This is a genomic window from Georgenia sp. Marseille-Q6866 (assembly GCF_965111665.1).
This window is the reverse complement of sequence record NZ_CBCOOR010000031.1, coordinates 1-19,864: the sequence shown is the minus strand read 5'-3', so window position 1 is coordinate 19,864 and position 19,864 is coordinate 1. Positions and strand designations below refer to the sequence as shown.

At 74.2% G+C, this 19,864-nt stretch carries 14 protein-coding genes and 2 pseudogenes; 8 read left to right on the top strand and 8 right to left on the bottom strand.

All coding sequences use genetic code 11. From position 1 onward, the window contains the following. The 5 genes and pseudogenes from ACWPXV_RS17030 to ACWPXV_RS17010 form a co-directional block, all read right to left on the bottom strand. Positions 1–321: pseudogene (locus ACWPXV_RS17030) on the bottom strand (phosphodiester glycosidase family protein); the annotation flags it as partial. A 161-nt stretch (positions 322–482) separates the two neighbouring features. Then, positions 483–3,080, bottom strand: coding sequence for an ABC transporter permease (locus ACWPXV_RS17025; protein ID WP_454086334.1), 2,598 nt, complete (start codon positions 3,078–3,080; stop codon positions 483–485). After that, the gene (locus ACWPXV_RS17020; RefSeq protein ID WP_251305715.1) at positions 3,080–3,829 is read right to left on the bottom strand and encodes an ABC transporter ATP-binding protein; all 750 of its coding nucleotides are present in this window, start codon (positions 3,827–3,829) and stop codon (positions 3,080–3,082) included. The genes ACWPXV_RS17025 and ACWPXV_RS17020 overlap by 1 nt, the downstream gene beginning before the upstream one ends. Positions 3,830–4,129: 300 nt before the next feature. Next, complete coding sequence (locus ACWPXV_RS17015; RefSeq protein WP_454086333.1) at positions 4,130–4,846, bottom strand: response regulator; 717 nt, start codon at positions 4,844–4,846, stop codon at positions 4,130–4,132. After that, a complete protein-coding gene (locus ACWPXV_RS17010; RefSeq protein ID WP_454086332.1) occupies positions 4,813–6,972 on the bottom strand; it encodes an SOS response-associated peptidase family protein in 2,160 nt (719 codons plus the stop codon). Before ACWPXV_RS17010 ends, ACWPXV_RS17015 begins: the two co-directional genes overlap by 34 nt. Positions 6,973–7,114: 142 nt before the next feature. Here ACWPXV_RS17010 and ACWPXV_RS17005 point away from each other — a divergent pair, with 142 nt between their 5' ends. Together ACWPXV_RS17005 and ACWPXV_RS17000 are read left to right on the top strand one after the other, a co-directional pair. Beyond that, the gene (locus ACWPXV_RS17005; protein ID WP_454086331.1) at positions 7,115–7,783 is read left to right on the top strand and encodes a HEAT repeat domain-containing protein; all 669 of its coding nucleotides are present in this window, start codon (positions 7,115–7,117) and stop codon (positions 7,781–7,783) included. Then, positions 7,777–8,778 carry a MerR family transcriptional regulator gene (locus ACWPXV_RS17000; RefSeq protein WP_454086330.1) on the top strand — a complete coding sequence of 334 codons (1,002 nt, stop codon included), beginning with the start codon at positions 7,777–7,779 and terminating at the stop codon, positions 8,776–8,778. The genes ACWPXV_RS17005 and ACWPXV_RS17000 overlap by 7 nt, the downstream gene beginning before the upstream one ends. A 14-nt stretch (positions 8,779–8,792) precedes the next feature. Here ACWPXV_RS17000 and ACWPXV_RS16995 read toward each other — a convergent pair whose 3' ends face one another. Next, positions 8,793–9,305 (bottom strand): DUF2087 domain-containing protein, encoded by a 513-nt coding sequence (locus ACWPXV_RS16995; RefSeq protein WP_454086329.1) that lies wholly within the window; start codon positions 9,303–9,305, stop codon positions 8,793–8,795. A 104-nt stretch (positions 9,306–9,409) separates the two neighbouring features. Here ACWPXV_RS16995 and ligA point away from each other — a divergent pair. The 3 genes and pseudogenes from ligA to ACWPXV_RS16980 all read left to right on the top strand — a co-directional run. Continuing rightward, a pseudogene (gene ligA / locus ACWPXV_RS16990) lies at positions 9,410–11,749 on the top strand (NAD-dependent DNA ligase LigA); the annotation flags it as partial. Next, a complete protein-coding gene (locus ACWPXV_RS16985; protein ID WP_454086328.1) occupies positions 11,746–12,291 on the top strand; it encodes a GNAT family N-acetyltransferase in 546 nt (181 codons plus the stop codon). The pseudogene ligA and the gene ACWPXV_RS16985, both read left to right, overlap by 4 nt. Beyond that, the gene (locus ACWPXV_RS16980; protein ID WP_454086327.1) at positions 12,288–13,352 is read left to right on the top strand and encodes a MupG family TIM beta-alpha barrel fold protein; all 1,065 of its coding nucleotides are present in this window, start codon (positions 12,288–12,290) and stop codon (positions 13,350–13,352) included. The genes ACWPXV_RS16985 and ACWPXV_RS16980 overlap by 4 nt, the downstream gene beginning before the upstream one ends. 122 nt (positions 13,353–13,474) lie before the next feature. Here ACWPXV_RS16980 and ACWPXV_RS16975 read toward each other — a convergent pair whose 3' ends face one another. Together ACWPXV_RS16975 and ACWPXV_RS16970 are read right to left on the bottom strand one after the other, a co-directional pair. Beyond that, the gene (locus ACWPXV_RS16975; protein ID WP_454086335.1) at positions 13,475–15,004 is read right to left on the bottom strand and encodes an aspartate:alanine exchanger family transporter; all 1,530 of its coding nucleotides are present in this window, start codon (positions 15,002–15,004) and stop codon (positions 13,475–13,477) included. A 49-nt stretch (positions 15,005–15,053) separates the two neighbouring features. After that, positions 15,054–16,313: a phospholipase D-like domain-containing protein gene (locus ACWPXV_RS16970; RefSeq protein WP_454086326.1), complete on the bottom strand. Its 1,260-nt coding sequence runs from the start codon at positions 16,311–16,313 to the stop codon at positions 15,054–15,056. Positions 16,314–16,386: 73 nt separating this feature from the next. Between ACWPXV_RS16970 and gatC the strand changes: the two genes are divergently transcribed. From gatC to gatB, 3 genes are read left to right on the top strand one after another with little or no spacing between them, the layout of a single operon-like run. After that, on the top strand, positions 16,387–16,686 hold the full coding sequence (gatC, locus tag ACWPXV_RS16965) for an Asp-tRNA(Asn)/Glu-tRNA(Gln) amidotransferase subunit GatC (RefSeq protein WP_251305704.1): 300 nt from the start codon (positions 16,387–16,389) through the stop codon (positions 16,684–16,686). Beyond that, the gene (gatA, locus tag ACWPXV_RS16960) at positions 16,683–18,206 is read left to right on the top strand and encodes an Asp-tRNA(Asn)/Glu-tRNA(Gln) amidotransferase subunit GatA (protein WP_454086325.1); all 1,524 of its coding nucleotides are present in this window, start codon (positions 16,683–16,685) and stop codon (positions 18,204–18,206) included. Before gatC ends, gatA begins: the two co-directional genes overlap by 4 nt. Further along, positions 18,203–19,711 carry an Asp-tRNA(Asn)/Glu-tRNA(Gln) amidotransferase subunit GatB gene (gatB, locus tag ACWPXV_RS16955; protein WP_454086324.1) on the top strand — a complete coding sequence of 503 codons (1,509 nt, stop codon included), beginning with the start codon at positions 18,203–18,205 and terminating at the stop codon, positions 19,709–19,711. Before gatA ends, gatB begins: the two co-directional genes overlap by 4 nt. Positions 19,712–19,864 lie beyond the last annotated feature (153 nt).

Sequence of the window (19,864 nt, the reverse complement as noted above, 5' to 3'; positions counted from 1 at the left end):
CTCCTCGGCGCTCGCGCGGTCGCGCAGGGCGGTCGGCGGGGCGTCGGGGTCGGGGGAGCCGGCGCCGGCGGGGACGGAGACCTCGACCGTCCACGGGTAGCCGGCCGTGGTCTCCCCGCGCACGATGCGGGTGAGGGTGACGCCGGGGGCGAGCTGCTCGGTCTCGCGCACCTCGGGCAGGTCCTCGGCACCGAGGGGGAGCGAGGGGACGGGGTCGGTCGCGTCGGGCGGCTGCGCCAGGGCGACGAGCGGCAGGGTGAGGACGGCCGCGGTCGTCGCGGCGAGGACGGCGGCGCCGCGGCGCGCACGGTGCTGGGACATGGGGAGCCTCCCGGTCGGTGCCGCAGGGCGGCGGGGCGAGCTGGGCACCGCCAGTCTCACCGCGCCGCCGGTGACGCGCGAGTGGGCCCCGTCACGTCCGGGGACGTGACGGGGCCCGTCGTCGTCGGGCGCCGGCCCCTCCAGCCCGGCGCCCGACGGGTCTACTCGGCCGCGAGGGCGGCCACGGGCGGGGTGCGCACAGCGCTGCGGGCGGGCAGCACCGAGGCACCGAGCCCGGCGATGAGGGCGACGACGACGATCGCGGCGAGGTAGCCCCACGGCACCGCGAGCTGGAGCTCACCGGACGGGCCGAGCAGGACCGCGGTCCCGGCCCAGCCGTACAGGAGACCGAGGACGGCGCCGATGAGGACACCGGCCAGGGCGAGGAACAGGCCCTCGACGGCGAGCATCCCGCGCAGCTGCCCACGGGTGAGGCCCATGGCCCGCAGCAGGGCGGACTCCCGGCGCCGCTCGATGACCGACAGGGACAGCGTGTTGGCCACCCCGATGAGCGCGATGACGACGGCGACGGCGAGGAGACCGACGACGATCGCCAGCAGCGTGTTGATGACCTGCTCGAAGACCTCCCGCTGGGCGGCCGGGCCGTCGACGTACGGGGTGTTGTACATGGCGTCGGGGTCGTCGGTGAGGGTGGACTGCGCCTCGGTGAGCCGGTCGGCGACCGCGGTGGTCGTCGCGGTGTGCTCGGTCCCGGACAGCCGCGCCCACAGCTCGGTGACGGGCGCCTCGGGGTCGATCGCGTCGCGCAGCTCGGCCGGGGCGTAGGCCCAGTCGCCCGAGCCGTCGACGGCGACCGTCAGCTCCGCCTCTCCCAGGGTGAGCGTCTGCCCGTCCGTGACGCCGCGGGAGCGGGCCCAGCCGGTCCCGACGAGGAGGGTGTCGGAGTCGAGCCCGTCGAGCTGTGACGCGTCGAGCATGACCTCCTCGGCGGCCTCCCTGTCGATGAGGCTGATGCCCGTCTCCATCTCGCCGTCGGGGGTCGGGAAGGTGACGACCGCCTCGGAGACCTCGAGGGTCGCGGCGACGTTCTCCGTGCCCTCGACCGTGTCGACCTGGGCGGGGGTGAGGGGGCTGGTGCGGCCCGTGTCCGGGTCCCACGCGCTGGACTGGACGACGAGGTCGACCGGGAACTCGCTGCGGAGCATCGCGTCGAGGCTGGCACGGGCGGTGACCGCCCCGGTCGACATGAGGGCGACGAGCGTGACGCCGATGACGAGCGCGGTGGTGGTCGCGGCGGTCCTGCGCGGGTTGCGGATGGCGTTCGCCGTCGCGATCCGGGCCGGGGTGCCGCCGCCCAGGCGCCGCGCGGCCGCACCGAGGGCACGGACGACGGACGGGACGACGAACACCATGCCGAGCATGACGCCGGCGAAGGACACGAAGCCGCCGAGGATCCCGAGCGCGAGCGCACCGAGGACGGCTCCCTCGTCGCCGAGGACCTCGGACGTCGCGAGGAACGGGGCGCCGCCCACCATGGCGCCACCGCCGACGATGAGGAGGAGCGAGGCGACGACCCGCTTGCGCGAGGCGCCCCTCGGGTCCGGCGGCTGCGGCGGGCGCAGCGCGGCGAGCGGGGAGACGACGGTGGCGGCCCGGGCCGGGGACAGGGCTGCCAGCACGGTGACGAGCGCACCCGTGAGGACGGGGACGAGGACGGCGGCGGCCGTGATGGTCACCGTCTCGGGGATCGCGAACGGCAGGTCCTGGGCTCCGAGCACCCACAGGGCGCCCTGCGCCAGGGCCGTGCCGAGGAGCAGGCCACTGACGCCGGCGATGACACCGAGGATGAGGGCCTCGGTGAGCACCGAGCGGCGGACCTGCCGCTTGGTCGCGCCGACCGCCCGCAGGAGCGCGAGGGTGTGGGTGCGCTGGGCGACGAGGACCTGGAAGGTGTTGGTGATGACGATGGCGGCGACGAACATGGCCAGCGCCCCGAAGGCGAGGATGACGGCGCTGAGGATGTAGGCCTGTCCGGTGAGCTCCTGGAGCCGCTGCTGGGCGAAGGCCTCACCGGTGAACACGGTGCCCTTCGGCAGGACGTCGGCGACGTCCGCTGCCACGGACTCGGGGCTGGCGCCGTCGGCGGCGCGCACGACGATCTCGTCGAAGGCGAGAGCGCGGCCGGTCTCCTCCACCCAGGCGTCGCGCTGGGCCTCGGTGACGAGCACGGTGGAGCTCCCTCCCACGAGCGGTGAGGGGTTCTGCAGGAGCCCGACCACCGTGAGCTCGGCCTCGGCGACGGGGTCGCTCTCCTCCGCGCCGGCAGGCGCGGGCAGGTAGACGTCCGCGGAGAGCCGCAGCGTGTCGCCGAGCCCGATCTCCAGCCGCTCGGCGGAGGAGGCGCTGAGCGCGGCCTGGCCCGGCGCCGTCGGGAGCTCGCCGTCGACGAGCGTGGCGGCGGACAGGCCGGGGGAACCGACGGTCTCGACGGTGGACCAGTCCTGGCGGCCCTCCGCGACGAGCGAGCCGAAGACGGAGACGCGGCCGTCGGCGACGGCGACGCCGGGCAGTGCCCGGACCTCGTCGAGCTGCTCCGGGGTGATGAGCTCGGCACCGGGAGGGACGACGACGTCCGCGTCGGCGATGTCGGCGGTGACCGCACCGTAGGTGGTGTCACGGATGACCGCGGTGCCCAGCAGGGTGGCGGCGATGAAGGCCGTGCCGAGCATGATCGCCAGCCCGGCGGCGAAGAGGCGGCCGCTGCTGCGGCGCATCTGGGTGAGGGTGAGGCGCAGCATCAGGCGTTCACCGTGCGCAGCGCGTCGAGCCCGGCGAGGACGGCCTCGGGGGTGGGACGCTCGATCGTGCCGGCGATGCGGCCGTCGGCGAGGAGGACGACGCTGTCGGCGTAGGACGCGGCCGTCGGGTCGTGGGTGACCATGACGACGGTCTGGCCCAGCTCCCGCACGCTGGTGCGCAGGAAGGACAGCACCTCCGCGCCGGAGCGGGAGTCGAGGTTGCCGGTGGGCTCGTCGGCGAAGACGACCTCGGGGCGGGTGATGAGGGCGCGGGCGATCGCCACGCGCTGCTGCTGGCCGCCGGACATCTCGCTGGGCCGGTGGGTGAGGCGCTCGCGCAGGCCGAGGGTGTCGACGAGGGTGTCGAGCCACGCCTGGTCCGGCGTCGTGCCGGCGAGCTCGCACGGCAGCGTGATGTTCTGCAGCGCCGTGAACATCGGCAGCAGGTTGAAGGACTGGAAGACGAAGCCGACGCGCTCGCGGCGCAGGAGGGTGAGCGCCGTGTCGTCGAGGTTCGTGAGCTCGGTGTCCCCGAGGACCACCTGGCCGTCCGTCGCGGTGTCGAGGCCGGCGAGCAGGTGCATGAGCGTGGACTTGCCCGAGCCGGAGGGACCCATGATGGCGGTGAACTCACCGGCGGTGAAGGCGACGTCGACGCCACGCAGCGCGTGGACGGCGACGTCCCCGCTGCCGTAGACCTTGCTCAGGGAGCGGGCTCGGACGGCCGCTCGGCTGGGGGAAGTGCTCACAGGGTTTCTCCTCGGTGGGGCGGCGCTGGGCCGCGTCTGGTGATGTCATCGACGCTACGGGCGCCACGTGCGCCGCCGCGTCGTGCCGTGGACCCGTTCCCGGGTCATCCCGTGGTCGTACGAGGTCCCCCCGCCGTCATACCGGCGCGGCCGTGCCCGGGGTCCTCTGCCCGCACCTGGGCGCGCGCCTCCGGCGCGGGGACTCACCCCCGGCGTGGCGAGGGGTGAACGACGGGCGCACCTGCCGCTCCTGGCTGCGGGTGCTGCGGGTGCTGCGATGCGGGGGTGCTGCGAGGTGGCCTAGGACCCGGGCGTGACCAGCCCGGTCTCGTAGGCGACGACGACGGCCTGCACCCGGTCCCGGGCACCGAGCTTGGACAGCACCCGGCCGACGTGGGTCTTGACGGTGGCTTCGGCGACGAAGAGGTCGGCCGCGATCTCGGTGTTGCTGCGGCCCCGGGCCATGAGGACGAGCACCTCGCGCTCGCGGTCGGTGAGGGACTCCAGGACGGCGGGCGGCGCCTTCTGCTCGTCCGGGAGGATGACGGCGAGGCGCTCGATGAGCCGCTTGGTGGACGAGGGCGCGATGACGCCGTCGCCCGCGTGGACGGTGCGGATGGCGTGGAGCATGTCCTCCGGAGGGACGTCCTTGAGGAGGAAGCCGCTCGCGCCGGCCTTGATCGCCCGCATCACGTACTCGTCGAGGTCGAAGGTGGTGAGGATGACGACCTTCGGGCCGTCCGCACCGCGTGAGGTCAGCTGCTCGGTGGCGGTGAGCCCGTCCATGCCGGCCATGCGCACGTCCATGAGGACGACGTCGGCCGTGTAGGAGTCGAGCAGGCGCAGCGCCTGGGTCCCGTCCGAGGCCTCGCCCACGACCTCCATGTCCGGCTGGGAGTTGATGACCAGCGCGAAACCGGCACGCACGAGCTGCTGGTCGTCGACGAGGGCGACGCGGATGGGGGCGGACTCGGGGGAGGTGCTCACGGGGTTCCGTTCTGCTGGGGCTGGGGCCATGATGCCGGAGCCAGGGGAGCGCCATCGCCGCCGAGGAAGGGGGCCGGCAGCTGCCCACCGGGCAGCGGGATCTCCGCGCGCACCCGGTAGCCGCCGCCCGGCCTCACACCCGCCTCGAGGGTTCCGGCGAACATCGCCACGCGCTCCTGCATGCCGAGCAGCCCGTGCCCGGCGCCGTCGCTGGTCGCTGCCGCGCCGCGGCCGGTGTCCTCCACCTGGATCGAGATGCGCTGCGGGGACCACTGGACCATGACGGTGGCGCTCGCGGAGGGCCCGCCGTGCTTGAGCACGTTGGTGAGCGCCTCCTGGCAGATGCGGTAGACGGTGAGGCCGAGCCCGGGCGGGAGCGGGCGCGCCTGCCCCACCCGGACGAGGGAGACGTCCAGGCCCGAGGAGCGCACCTGCTCGACGAGGGTGTCGAGATCGGCGTCGATGGGCTGCGGGGTGGTGGTCTCGGGCTGGTCGTCCGTGCCGGGGGCCCGGAGCACCCCGAGGATCTTGCGCATGTCGGCGAGCGCGGCGCGCCCGGTCTCGCTGATCGTCGTCAGTGCCCGGGTCGCGGCCTCGGGATCGGCAGCGGCCGCGTAACGCCCGCCGTCGGCCTGGGCGATGACGACGGACAGGGAGTGGGCGACGATGTCGTGCATCTCCCGGGCGATCCGGGACCGCTCGGCCGCCGTGGCGATCTGCGCCTGCTGGTCCCGCTCGATCTCGAGGCGGCGGGCGCGCTCGGCGAGGGTCTCGGTGTGGGCCAGCCGGCTGCGCCGGACCAGGCCCATCGCCCACACGAAGAGGCACACCACGCCGAGCAGGGCACCGATGAAGGCGATGAAGACGAGGTCGTCGAGGGAGAAGGAGAGGGCGCTGAGGTCGCCTCCGGCCAGGCCCGGCCCGTCCGACCCGGCGAGCCACGCCGCGAGGAGCAGGGAGCCGAAGAGGGCACTGACGAGGGCGACCCGTCCGGCCCACACCGGGCCGTAGACGGTCACCGAGTAGAGCGCGACGAAGATGAGGACGTCGGCGACGACGAGGGGTGCGCCGGCGAGGAAGTGGAGGAGTGCCGCCGCGTAGACGACGACGGCGGACGCGACCGGGCGGGAGCGGCGCCAGTACAGCGCGGCCGGCATGGCACCCGAGGCGAGCAGACCGAAGAAGATGCCGACGCCGGTGGGAGCGGCCTCGGCCGACAGTACCGAGGGCAGCGCGACGAAGACCGTCAGCACGAGGGCGACGAGGAGGTCGACGCCACGGCTGCTCCCACGCAGTCTGGGCTCCGGCGGCCGGGGCACGCCCGGCATCCCGGCGGCGGGGCCGTGCCACGCGGCCGCACCTCCACGGCGAGGGGCCACCCTGGGGCGCGGGCTGGGGCGGCGGGGCGGGTAGGGCCCCCACGGGGACCCGGGCGGGCCGGAGGGCGTCGTCACCGGGTCAGTCCACCGGCTCGATGAGGGCGGGGAGTCCACCCGGACGTTGCCCACCTGCGGGCCGACCTGGTGGAACTGGAGCCGGGGCCGCTCGGGGGCGATCACGGCGAGCGCCTCCTCGGGTGCGGTGACCGAGGGGTCCAGCCACTGCGCCACCGCGGCGCGGCGCAGCACGACGGGCTCGCGGTCGTGGATGCCGGTGAGCTGGGAGCGGGCCGGCTGGGTGAGGATCGTCGTGGACAGCAGCCAGCGGCTGGGGTCGGACTCGGCCTTGCTCGGGTCGCGCCAGAAGGCGTAGAGCCCGGCGAAGGCGAGCGGGGCGGCGTCGGCCCGGTGGATGAAGTGGGGCGTCTTGGAGCCGTCGGGGTTCTTGCGCCACTCGTAGTACCCGTCGGCGGGCAGGATGCAGCGGCGCGTGCGCAGCGACTTGGCGAAGGCGTTCTTCTCCGCGACGGTCTCGATGCGCGCGTTGATCATCCGCACCCCGATCTTGGGGTCGCTGGCGAAGGCGGGGACCAGGCCCCAGCGGGCGGCATGCATCTCGCGGCCCGCGTCGGCACGCTCGAGCACCACCCTCACCTGGTCGGTGGGGGCCACGTTGAACGAGGGGTGGATCTCGATGGCCTCGTCGGTGATCTCGGCGACGTCGAAGGCGTCGGCGAGGTCCTGGGCCTGACGGAAGGATGCATAACGGCCGCACATAGGGATCAGCGTGCCAGGTGGGGGTGTCGCTGGCGTCCGCCGCCGGGCTGATTCTCGGCATCCACCCGTGGGGGGATGCGTGGGCCGGCCCTTGACCCTGACACGGTGGCAGGGTCTTCACTGTGACCCGGAGGTGGTCGTCATGGACACGACGCGACACGACACGGGTTCCGGGCCGGCCGACGCGCTGGCGCACCCCGACTCCTCGACGCGCCTGCGCGCGGCGCTCGCCGCCGGGACCCGGCCCGACCCGGCCCTGGTCACGGCGCTGGTCCACCGCTGCCGCACGGAGCCGGACTTCTTCGTCCGCGACATGCTCACCTGGGCCCTGACCCGGCACCCGGCGGCGACGACGGTCCCCCTGCTGCTCACCGAGCTGCGGTCCACCCACGGCCAGGCACGCAGCCAGGCGCTGCACACCCTGTCGAAGATCGGGGACCAGGGTGTGTGGCCCGCGATCCGGGCCGCGGTGCACGACCCCGACGACGAGGCGGCCCGCAGCGCGTGGCGGGCAGCCGTCGTCCTCGTGCCACCGGGCGAGGAGAGCGGCCTGGCGCGCGAGCTCGTGCGCGAGCTCGGCCGGGGCGGTCACGACACGCAGCGGAGTCTGAGCCGTGCGCTGGTCGCCCTGGGGGACGCCGTGGCGCCGGCGGTCGAGGCGGCCACGGCGAGCAGCGACCCGCGGGTGCGGGCGCACGCCGTCGCCACCGAGGCGCTGGGCCGCGACCCGGACAGCGGGTTCGCCCTCGCCGAGGCCACGCGCGTGGCCCTCACCGGCGCCGCGCCCATCGTGCCGGACGACCCGTGCTGATCGGTGAGGTCGCCCGGCGCTCCGGGGTCAGCGCGCGCATGCTGCGGCACTACGAGGCGCAGGGGCTGGTGCAGCCCACGGGCAGGACGGCGGGGGGCTACCGGGAGTACTCCGAGCAGGACATCCGCCGGATCCTCCACGTCGAGAGCCTCCGCGCGCTGGGCCTGAGCCTCAGCGAGGTCCGCCGAGCCCTCACGGACCCCGGCTTCGCGCCGTCCGCGCTCATCGGTGACCTCATCGAGCAGACCCGGCGGCGGCTGGCACGGGAGCAGGACCTGCTCGACCGACTACGCCGGGTCGAGTCCGCCGGACCGGCCGACTGGGACGAGGCGCTGCACATCGTCGCCCTGCTGCGCAGCCTCGGCTCGGAGCACGCCGTGGCCCGGCAGCGCGCCGTCCTGTCGGCCGATCGCACCCTGCCCACCGAGGTCCTCGCCGAGGCGCTCCTCGCCGAGACCGACCTCAACGCCGCGGGCACGATGCAGTGGGCGCTGGCCAGGGCTGGGCACACGGCCCTCGCCGACGTCGCCGCCGGGCTGGGCTCGCCGCTGCCGGAGGTCCGTCGTCGCGCCGTCGCCGCCGTCGCACAGGTGGGGGGCGAGGAGGCGACGGCGCTCCTCCACGGGATGCTGGACGACCCGGACGACCCGACGAGGGACAGGGCGGCGATCGCCCTGGGGGAGCGGGGGAGGCTGGACGCCGTGCCGGTCCTCGTGCGGATGGTGGTCGCTGGGCGCAGCGACGTCGCGGCCGCGGAGACCCTGGGCCGCCTGGCGTCGACCGACGAGCTCGCCGACGACATCGTGACGGTGCTCGTCGAGGCGGTCGGGGACGACGCCGAGCATGCCGTCCGTCGCCGCCTCGCCCAGGCGCTCGCCGAGCTGCCCGGAGCCGGAGCCGACCAGGTGCTGGCGGACCTTGCCGGGGACGAGGACCCCGGCGTCGCGCTCACCGCCCGTGCGGTCCTCGGAGGCCGGAGAGCCGGCACCGCGTGACGGGGCGCGCCTCCTCACGGGCGCACGCGGGCGTACTCCGAGCCGGACCGGGTCCGCTCGAGCAGCTCCTCCTCGACGAGGTAGCGGCGCAGCGTGGCGGTGTCCGGGCCGAAGCGCGCCAGCCGCTCGCCGAGCACGGCCTCGGTGACGACCTCCTCGGGCGCCAGCACCTGCTCGGCGACGAGCGCGAGCAGGGCGCGCTGCTCGCCGGCGTCGGCCGGGTAGCGGTCGATCCGACCGTGCCCGTCGAGGAAGCGCTCCGGCCCGGTGGGCCGGGGCAGGGAGTGTGCCGCGAGCAGCCGCGCGAAGGCCTGCGGGTCCTCCACGACCCGGCCCTCGACCTCCCGGACGAGTCCTGCGGCCAGCAGCGTGTCGAGCGCCCGACGCCGTCGCGAACGACCCAGGTCCGCACCGACGAGGGCTGGCTCCACCCCGAGCACGACCTGCGCGAAGACTCGCCGCACGTGCGGGTTGGCCAGCGCCGCCGCGGCGGGGCGCCAGTCCGGGCGGTCGCCGTCGTCCTCCATCGCGCCATGCTATGCCGGTGTCGGTGGGGCCGGGCATGATGCCACGGTGAGCACCTCCGACGCCGACCTCCCCGTCCCCGCCGAGCCCGCCCCCAGGCGCCCCGGAGGCGCGCGAGCGCTGGACCGACCTCGCCGAGCGGGTCGAGGCGGCGCAGTTCGCCTACTACGTCCGGGACTCGCCCACGATCTCCGACGCCGAGTTCGACGCCCTCTTCCGTGAGCTCGAGGAGCTCGAGGTGCGCCACCCGGACCTGCGCGGGCCCGACTCGCCCACCCAGCGGGTCGGGGGCACCTTCTCCACCGAGTTCGCCACCGTCGAGCACCGCCAGCAGATGATGAGCCTCGAGGACGTCTTCTCCCTCGAGGAGCTCGCCGAGTGGGTCGCGCGCGCGCAGGGCGAGATCGGGCGCAGCGACGTCGCCTTCACCGCCGAGCTCAAGATCGACGGGCTCGCCGTCAACCTCACCTACGAGCACGGGCGGCTCGTGCGGGCTGCCACGCGCGGGGACGGCCGGGTGGGGGAGGACGTCACGCTCAACGTCCGCACCATTGCCTCGGTGCCCGCGCAGCTCGTCGGGGAGAACCATCCGGCCCTCATCGAGATCCGCGGTGAGGTGTTCTTCCCCGTCGCCGCCTTCGAGGAGCTCAACGCCTCGCTCGTCGCGGCCGGCAAGGCGCCCTTCGCCAACCCCCGGAACTCGGCGGCCGGCTCGCTGCGCCAGAAGGACCCGCGGGTGACGGCCTCGCGCCGCCTCGACGTCATCGCCCACGGCGTCGGCGCCGTCGACTGGGGCGCCGTCCCGCCCGAGGCCCGGCCCACCACCCAGCACGGCATGTACGAGATGGTCGCCTCCTGGGGGCTGCCGGTCTCCCCGCAGACCCGGCGGGTCACCAGCCGCGCCGAGCTCGAGGAGCTGATCGCCCACCACGGCGAGCACCGGCACGACGGGCTCCACGAGATCGACGGCATCGTCGTCAAGGTCGACGACCTCGCCCTCCAGCGCCAGCTCGGCGCCACCTCCCGTGTCCCGCGGTGGGCCGTCGCCTACAAGTACCCGCCGGAGGAGGTCAACACCCGCCTCCTCGACATCCGGGTCAACGTCGGGCGCACCGGCCGGGTGACGCCCTACGGCGTCATGGAGCCGGTGCTCGTCGCCGGGTCCACGGTCGCGATGGCCACCCTCCACAACGCCAACGAGGTGCGCCGCAAGGGCGTGCGCATCGGGGACACCGTGGTGCTGCGCAAGGCCGGGGACGTCATCCCCGAGATCGTCGCGCCCGTCGCGGACCTCCGGGACGGCAGCGAGCGCGAGTTCGTCATGCCCACGGAGTGCCCCTCCTGCGGCACGCCGCTGGCGCCGGCCAAGGAGTCCGACGTCGACCTCCGCTGCCCCAACGCCGAGCACTGCCCGGCCCAGCTGTCGGCGCGGGTGGAGTTCATCGCCTCCCGGGGGGCGCTCGACGTCGAGGCGCTCGGGGAGGAGGCGGCGCTCGCGCTCACCAACCCCGAGGCCCGACGCCAGGCGGCGCTCGACGCCCTCGCGGCGGGCGGAGTCATCGAGACCGAGGACGGTACCGTCCAGCTGGCCGAGGGCCAGGACCTGCCCGGGGACGACGCCGCGCTCGCCGTGCTCGGCGTCCCCCGGCCCCAGCGCCCCGTCCTCACCTCGGAGGCCGGGCTCTTCGACCTCACGGTCGACGACCTCGCCGACGTCCGCACCTGGTACGAGGTCCGCAAGGACGGCGAGCCCACCGGCCGGTGGGCGTTGCGGCGCTACTTCTGGACCGAGGACAAGCACCACCCCGCCACCCGCACGCGTGAGGCGCGCACGGAGCCCGGCGCGCCCAAGGCCAACACGGTCCGCATGATCGAGGAGCTGGACAAGGCCAAGGCACAGCCCCTGTGGCGGGTCCTCGTCGCGCTGTCGATCCGGCACGTGGGGCCCACGGCGGCTCGTGCCCTGGCCACGGAGCTCGGCTCGGTCGACGAGATCCGGTCCGCCACGCTCGAGCGGCTCTCGGCGGTCGACGGCGTCGGGCCCACCATCGCGGAGGCGGTCACGGACTGGTTCGCCGAGCCCGCCGAGGGCGAGGAGCCGAACTGGCACCTCGACGTCATCGACTCGTGGCAGCGGGCGGGCGTGCGGATGGCCGACGAGCGCGACGAGTCCGTGCCGCGCACCCTCGAGGGCCTGACGGTCGTCGTCACCGGCTCCCTGGAGAACTTCTCCCGGGACAGCGCCAAGGAGGCGATCATCGCCCGCGGTGGCAAGGCCTCCGGCTCGGTGTCGAAGAAGACCGACTTCGTCGTCGTCGGCGAGAACGCCGGCAGCAAGGAGGACAAGGCCCGCGAGCTCGGCCGCCCCATCCTCGACGAGGCCGGCTTCGAGGCGCTCCTCGCCGGTGGCCCGGCCGCCGTCGCCGTCGACGGCGGTGCCGAGTGAGCGCGGCCACGGGCACCGTCACCGTGCGCACCGTCGACCCTGCCGACACCGACCGCCTCGGCCGGGTGCTGGCCGAGGCGTACGTCGCGGGGGAGGTCCTGGACCCCGGTGACCGGTACGTCGGGGAGCTGCGCGACGTTGCCGGGCGGCTGCCGCACGTCGTCGCCGTCCTGGCCGCCTACGACGGCGAGGAGGTCCTCGGCGGCCTCACCCTCACGGAGGCGGGTACGCCCGAGGCGGAGGTGGCCGTCGCGGGCGAGCTCGAGATCCGCATGCTCGCCGTCGCGCCGCAGCACCAGGGCCGCAAGGTCTCCCTCGCGCTCCTGACCGCCGCAGAGGAGCTCGGGCGTGCGCGCGGGTACGACGCGCTCGTCCTGTCCTCCCTGCCCGCCATGTCGGCGGCGCACCGCGTCTACCAGCGCTACGGCTTCGACCGCGTCGTCGAGCGGGACTGGGTGGCCGACTGGGACCCCGAGGCGCTCGCGAACGGCACCGCCCCCATCCTCAGCGTCTACCGCCTGCCCCTCAAGGAGTCCTCGTGACGAGCTTCGGCCTGTCCGCCTACTTCCGCCACCTCGACGTCGCCGAGGAGGTCTGCGCCACCGCCCGCGAGGACGGCTTCACCATGCTCTTCGGCTCCCTGCACGTGCCCGAGGAGCCCGACGGCGACTTCCGCGCCCGCATGCAGCGCGTCGGCTCGCTCGCGCAGGACGCCGGGCTCGGCCTCGTCGTCGACATCTCCGGCCCGTCCCTCGCGGCCGTCGGGCTGGACGTGACGACGGCGGGCACGATGCGCGAGTGGGGCGTCAGCGCCCTGCGCGTGGACTACGGGCTGAGCGACGAGGAGATCGTCGCGCTGTCCCGCTCGATCCCCATCTGGTTCAACGCCTCGACCGCCACGGCGGGCGACTACGAGCGCCTTGTCGGCATGGGGCTGCGCACCGAGGGCATCGGCATCTCCCACAACTTCTACCCCAAGCCGTGGACCGGCCTGTCCGACGAGTTCCTCGACACCCAGACCCGGATGTTCCACGACCTCGGTTTCACCGTGCAGGCGTGGGTCCCGGGCGACGGCCTGCGGCGCATCCCGCTCGGCTTCGGGCTGCCCACCCTCGAGCGGCACCGCGACGTCCATCCCGTGGCGGCCGCCCTGGACCTGCGCCGCGCCGGCATCGACGACATCTTCGTCGGGGACCCGTCGCTGTCCGAGCGCACCCGCCGCGCCTGGCGGGCGTGGGCGCTGGAGGACGTCGTCGAGCTCGAGGTGGAGCTGACGGCGCCCGTGCCGCAGGCCGTCGCCGAGCGGCTCACCGTCCTGGACCGCAACCGCACCGACGACGCCGCCGCGATGGTCCGCCTCGAGGGCGCCCGTGGGGCGCTCGCCGACGTCACCATCCCCGCCGGCCCCACCGTGGGGCGGGCGCTGGGCTCGGTGACCGTCGACAACGACGCCGCCGGCCGCTACAAGGGCGAGATCGCGATCCAGCGGCGCGACCTCCCGGCGGACGCGACCGTCAACGTCGTGGGCCACGTCGTCGCCCAGGACCACGACCTCCTCAGCCGCATCGCCCCCGGCCAGCGGATCCGCCTCCGACTCCGCTGACCCGCGCCCACCAGCCCCGCTCGCCGACGGCTAGATCCCGCCCCGCCCGCGCGGGTGGGTCCCGCTCTCGGCGGGAGGCAGGGGCGGTGAGCGGGATCCAGCTGTCGGCGTGAGGAGGTGGGTCAGAGGATGACGACGACCTGCACGAGAAGGATCTTGGCGATCATCCCGACGGCGAAGAGGGCGGCGTAGCCCGCCTCCACCCGCTCGTCGCTCACCCGCGAGCTCGCGTAGGCGAGGATCGCCGGCTGCCCCACGAAGCCGGCCAGCCCGCCGGCCGTCCGCGCGGTGCTCTGTCCGAGCAGCCGCGCGACGAGCACGAAGCCGGCGCCGGCCAGCGCGGTGAGCACGGCGCCCGCGACGACCACCCGCAGGCCGAGCCCCGTGAAGGCCTGCGCGACGAAGGCCTGCCCCGAGGCGAGGCCGGTGGCGCCGAGGAACAGCAGCAGGCCGAGCTGGCGGATCGTGAGGTTGGCCGAGCTCGGCAGCGTCCACACGACCGGCCCGGTCCGGTCCAGGCGCCCCAGCACCATCCCGACGACGAGCGGACCGGCCGCCGAGCCGAGCGCGAAGGCCACCCCGCCGGGCAGGGGCAGGGTGAGCAGCCCGAGGAGGAGCCCGACCGCGACGCCGGTGCCGAGGGAGAGCGGGTCGATCTCGCTCACCCGCCGCTCGGAGTCGCCGAAGAGCTCGGAGATCGCGGTGAGCTGACCGCGCGGGAAGACGACGCGGACCCGGTCACCGAGCTGGAGGACGAGGTCCTCGTGGGCGAGCAGGTCGGTGTCCCCGCGGCGCACGCGGGTGACGACGCCGTTGAAGCGCCCGGGGATGTCGAGCTCGTGGACGGTGCGTCCGGCCACCCGCCGGTCGGAGACGACGAAGCGCCGGAAGTGGACGACCGAGCGGTCGTGGGCCAGGTGCCGGTGCACCCGTCGGCCCAGGTGGGCGACGGCGTCGTGCACGGCCCGGCGGCTGCCGACCACGACGACGCGGTCCCCCTCCCGCAGCTCCTCGTCCTCCTCGACCACTCCCATCTGCCCGTCGCGCTCGAGGTAGGACAGGCGCACCGTCCCCTCGAGGTAGCCGGGGATCTCGTGCAGCGGACCGGGGTGGAGCACCTCGGCGCTCACGTCGATGAGCCCGATGCCGGCGCGCGGCTGCGGGTCCCGCTCGGACGCCCACGGCCGCGAGAGCACGACGGCGACCATGACGATCGTGACGACCACGCCCAGCGGGTAGGCGAGCGAGTAGCCGATGGCGGGCTCCTGGGTGCCGGTCGCCGTCGCCGCGGCGGCCAGTGCGGGCGTGGCGGTGAGCGAGCCCGCGAAGGCACCGCCCACCATCCCCGGCGGGACGTCGAGCACCCGGCCCAGGACGACGGCGGCACCCGCGACCAGGGCGAGCACGCCCGCCGCCGCGGCGAGCAGCGGCAGCTGCGTGCGCAGGTCCCGGAAGAAGCGGCCGCCCGCCGCGAGGCCGACCATGTAGACGAAGAGGACCAGGCCCAGCGTCTGGACCAGGCCGAAGCCCTCCCCGAGACGCGGGTCGACGGCACCCACCGCGAGACCGACGAACAGGGCCCCGGCGGCCCCGAAGCGCACCGGGCCGAAGGGCACCATGCCGAGCAGCGTCCCGGCCGCGACGACCAGCATGATCGTCAGCAGCGGGTTGGCCGCGAGGAGGTCGATCACGCGCCGGCCCTCAGAACAGCCAGCGCAGCGGGTGGAGCAGCTCCTCGCCGACCCGCGCGAGGAAGGACCTCTGCTCCCACTCCTCGATGGTCAGCGGGCGGGCGTTGGTGAGGTCGGTGGCGAAGACCTGCTCCATGTGCGCGGCGAGGTCAGGGTCGTGGATCTCGAGGTTGATCTCGAAGTTCCCGAGCATCGACAACCGGTCGATGTTCGTCGTGCCGATGGTGGTCCACCGGCCGTCGACGGTCGCCGTCTTCGCGTGGACCATGGCGCCCTGGTAGAGCCAGATCGACACCCCACCGCGCAGCAGCCGGTCGTAGAAGGAGCGGGCCACCCAGTCGGCGAGGACGTGGTTGGAGACCTCGGGGATGAGCACCCGCACGTCCACCCCGCGCCGGGCGGCGCCGAGCAGCGACTCGAGGAACTCGGGGTCGGGGATGAAGTAGCCCTGGGTGATGAGCACGTGGTGGCGCGCCCGGTCCATCGCGTCGATGTACGCCCCGCGCACCGGGAAGAGCATCGAGGAGGGGGTGTTGCGCGCCGCCCGGATGCGCGTGTCCCACGAGTGCGCGCCGCGGTCCTCGAGCTCGGGGTGGTGGGGCTTGCGGTGCGCGTTCCAGAAGTCGACGAAGGCGTTGTCGAGCTCCCACACGGCCGGGCCCTGGACCCGCAGGTGGGTGTCGCGCCACTGCGTCGCGTAGAGCTCACCGATGTTGTAGCCGCCGACGAAGCCCGTCTCGCCGTCGACGACGAGGATCTTGCGGTGGTCGCGGCCGGACTTGCGCATGTTGAGGGTGAGCAGCCCCGGCCGCCACAGCGGGAACTTCAGCGTGTGGACCGACTCGGGGAAGCGCTTGAAGGCCGGCGGGACGACGAGGTTGCCCCAGGAGTCGAAAACGACGTAGACCTGGACCCCGCGCTCCGCTGCGGCGATGAGCTCGCGCTTGAACTCCTCGCCGACGGCGTCGCCCTTCCAGATGAAGGTCTCGAAGAAGACGTACTCCTGCGCGCCGCGGATCGCCTCGAGCATCGCGGCGTAGACGTGCTCGCCGTAGGTGTAGACCGTGAGCTCGGAGTCCGCGACGTCCACGCCCACCGGGTCGGTGTGGGGGAACTCGTCACCGGGGGGCTCGCGCCGCTTGCGCAGCGTGTCGACGCCCCAGACGGTGGTGGCGGCGAGGAGCTGGGCACCGGCCAGCCCCAGGACCCCCCACTTCGCGGCGCGACGGACCCGAGGGCGCAACCAGTACCGGACCGTGCTCAGCTTCATGACCCCAAACTAGAGCAGCGGGCGCGGACCGGGCCTGCGGTCGCCCGCCCCCGGGACGATAGACTCGGTAGCCATGTCCACCATCAATGCAGCCGAGGTCGCGCGCGTGGCCGCGCTGGCCCGGATCGAGCTCACGAACGAGGAGGTCGAGCGCCTGGCCGGGGAGCTCGGCGTCATCGCCGACGCGGTCGCCCAGGTCGGTGAGCTCGTCGGTCCCGACGTGCCCGCCACCAGCCACCCCATCCCGCTGACCAACGTCATGCGTGAGGACGTCGTGGAGGAGCCGCTGTCCGTCGAGGCCGCGCTCTCCGGCGCGCCCGCGAGCGAGGGCGGCCAGTTCCTCGTGCCGCAGATCCTGGGGGAGGACGCATGAGCGAGCTCACCACCGCGACCGCCGCCGAGCTGGCGGAGCGGCTGCGCGCCAAGGAGGTCAGCTCCGTCGAGGTGACCCAGGCGCACCTGGACCGCATCAGCGAGGTCGACGGCGCCGTCCACGCCTTCCTCCACGTCAACGGTGAGGAGGCGCTGGCCACCGCCCGCGACGTCGACGAGCGCCGCGCCCGTGGCGAGGAGCTCCACCCGCTCGCCGGGGTCCCGATCGCCGTCAAGGACGTCGTCGTCACCAAGGGGCAGCCGACGACGGCCGCCTCGAAGATGCTCGAGGGCTGGATCCCGCCCTACGACGCGACCATCGTCGAGCGGCTGCGCGCCGCCGGCCTGCCGATCCTCGGCAAGACGAACCTCGACGAGTTCGCCATGGGCTCCTCCACCGAGCACTCCGCCTACGGCCCCACCCGCAACCCCTGGGACCTCGAGCGCATCCCCGGCGGCTCGGGCGGTGGCTCCGCGGCCGCCGTCGCCGCCTTCCAGGCACCCCTCGCGATCGGTACCGACACCGGCGGCTCGATCCGCCAGCCCGCCGCCGTCACCGGCTCCGTGGGCGTCAAGCCCACCTACGGTGGCGTCTCGCGCTACGGGCTCATCGCGCTCGCCTCGAGCCTCGACCAGGCCGGCCCGGTGTCCCGCACCGTGCTGGACTCCGCGCTGCTCCACGAGCTCATCGGTGGTCACGACCCCCGCGACTCCACCTCCCTGCCCGACCCGGTCGGCGACCTCGTCGCCGCGGCGTCGGCGCAGGACCTGCGCGGTCTGCGCGTGGGCGTGGTCCGCGAGCTCGGAGGCGAGGGCTACCAGGCCGGGGTCGAGGCGAGCTTCACCGCCGCCCTCGACCTCCTGCGCGAGGCCGGCGCGGAGATCGTCGAGGTCTCCTGCCCGAGCTTCGCCTCCGCGCTCGCCGCGTACTACCTCATCCTCCCCGCCGAGGCGTCCTCCAACCTCGCGAAGTTCGACGGCATGCGCTTCGGCCTGCGCGTCGAGCCCACCGAGGGGCCGCTGACCGCCGAGCGAGTCATGGCCGCCACCCGCGGCGCCGGCTTCGGCGACGAGGTCAAGCGCCGCATCATCCTCGGCACGCACGCACTGTCCGCGGGCTACTTCGACGCCTACTACGGCAGCGCCCAGCAGGTGCGCACGCTCATCCAGCGCGACTTCGCGGCCGCCTTCGAGCAGGCCGACGTCCTCGTCTCGCCGACCACCCCGACGACGGCGTTCCGCTTCGGGGAGAAGCTCGACGACCCGCTGGCCATGTACCTCAACGACGTCGCGACCATCCCGGCGAACCTCGCCGGGGTGCCCGGCATCTCGGTGCCCAGCGGCCTGAGCGACGACGGCCTGCCCGTCGGCTTCCAGGCGCTGGCCCCGGCCCGCGAGGACGCCCGGCTCTACCGGGTCGGCGCGGTCCTCGAGCGCATGCTCGACGAGCGCCGCGGGCACCGCCTGCTCGCCGACGCCCCGTCGTTGCCCACCACCGTCTCCCAGGAGGCTGCCCGATGACCGCGACCACGCCCGAGCTCGTCGACTTCGACGACGCGATCGCCCGCTACGACCCCGTCATCGGGATCGAGGTCCACGTCGAGCTCGGCACCGCGTCGAAGATGTTCGACGGCGCACCGAACGGCTTCGGCGGGGAGCCCAACTCCGCGACGACGCCGGTCTCGCTCGGTCTGCCGGGGACGCTGCCGGTGGTCAACCGCACCGCCGTCGAGTACGCGATCCGCATCGGCCTCGCGCTGGGTTGTGACATCGCCGAGACCTGCCGCTTCGCCCGGAAGAACTACTTCTACCCGGACGTGCCGAAGAACTTCCAGACCTCCCAGTACGACGAGCCCATCGCCTTCGAGGGGCACGTCGAGATCGAGCTCGAGGACGGCACGCTGGTGCCGATCGCCGTCGAGCGCGCGCACATGGAGGAGGACGCCGGGAAGAACACCCACATCGGTGGCTCCGGCGGCCGGATCCACGGTGCCGAGCACTCCCTCGTCGACTACAACCGCGCCGGCGTGCCGCTCGTCGAGATCGTCACCCACCCGATCACCGGCACCGGGGCCCGCGCCCCGGAGGTGGCGCGCGCGTACGTGAGCACGCTGCGCGACCTCTTCCGTGCTCTCGGCGTCTCCGAGGCGCGGATGGAGCGCGGCAACGTCCGCGCCGACATCAACGTCTCGCTGCGCCCGAGCCCGGACGCGCCGCTCGGCACCCGCACCGAGACGAAGAACGTCAACAGCTTCCGCTCCATCGAGCGGGCCGTGCGCTACGAGATCTCCCGCCAGGCCGCGGTGCTCGACGCCGGGCAGACGGTGACCCAGGAGACGCGTCACTGGCACGAGGACACCGGCACGACGTCCTCGGGGCGCGTGAAGTCCGACGCCGAGGACTACCGCTACTTCCCCGAGCCCGACCTCGTGCCGCTCGCCCCGAGCCGCGAGTGGGTCGAGGAGATCCGCGCGAGCCTGCCCGAGCTGCCGGCCCTGCGCCGTCGGCGCCTGCAGGCGGAGTGGGGCTACGCCGACGCCGAGATGCGCGACGTCGTCAACGCCGGGGCGCTCGACCTCATCGAGGCGACCGTCGCTGCCGGCGCGGACGCCGTCGCCGCCCGCAAGTGGTGGATGGGCGAGCTTGCCCGCACCGCCAAGGGCGTCAACATCGAGCTGGCCGACCTCGCGATCACGCCGGCGCAGGTCGCCGAGCTCGCCGCGCTCGTCGAGTCGGGCCGCATCAACGACAAGCTCGCCCGCCAGGTGCTGGCCGGCGTGCTCGCCGGTGAGGGCGGTCCCGAGGAGGTCGTCGTCGCCCGCGGCCTCGAGGTCGTCTCCGACGACGGCGCCCTCATCGCCGCCGTCGACGAGGCCCTCGCGGCCAACCCCGACGTCGCCGAGAAGATCCGCGGCGGCAAGGTGCAGGCCGCCGGCGCGATCGTCGGTGCGGTCATGAAGGCCACGCGTGGCCAGGCCGACGCCGGCCGCGTCCGCGAGCTCATCATGGAGCGCGTCGGCGCCTGACCCGCCACCACGAAACCCCCGCCGAGAGCTAGTCCGAAAATGTGGTGACTCTCGGGTGCCAGCTGGCGTGGTTGACGTTAGGCGGCGAGCTCGAGGGTGACCTTGTAGCCCAGGGCCTCGAGGTTGCGGACGTGGTCGCGTATGCGGCGATTG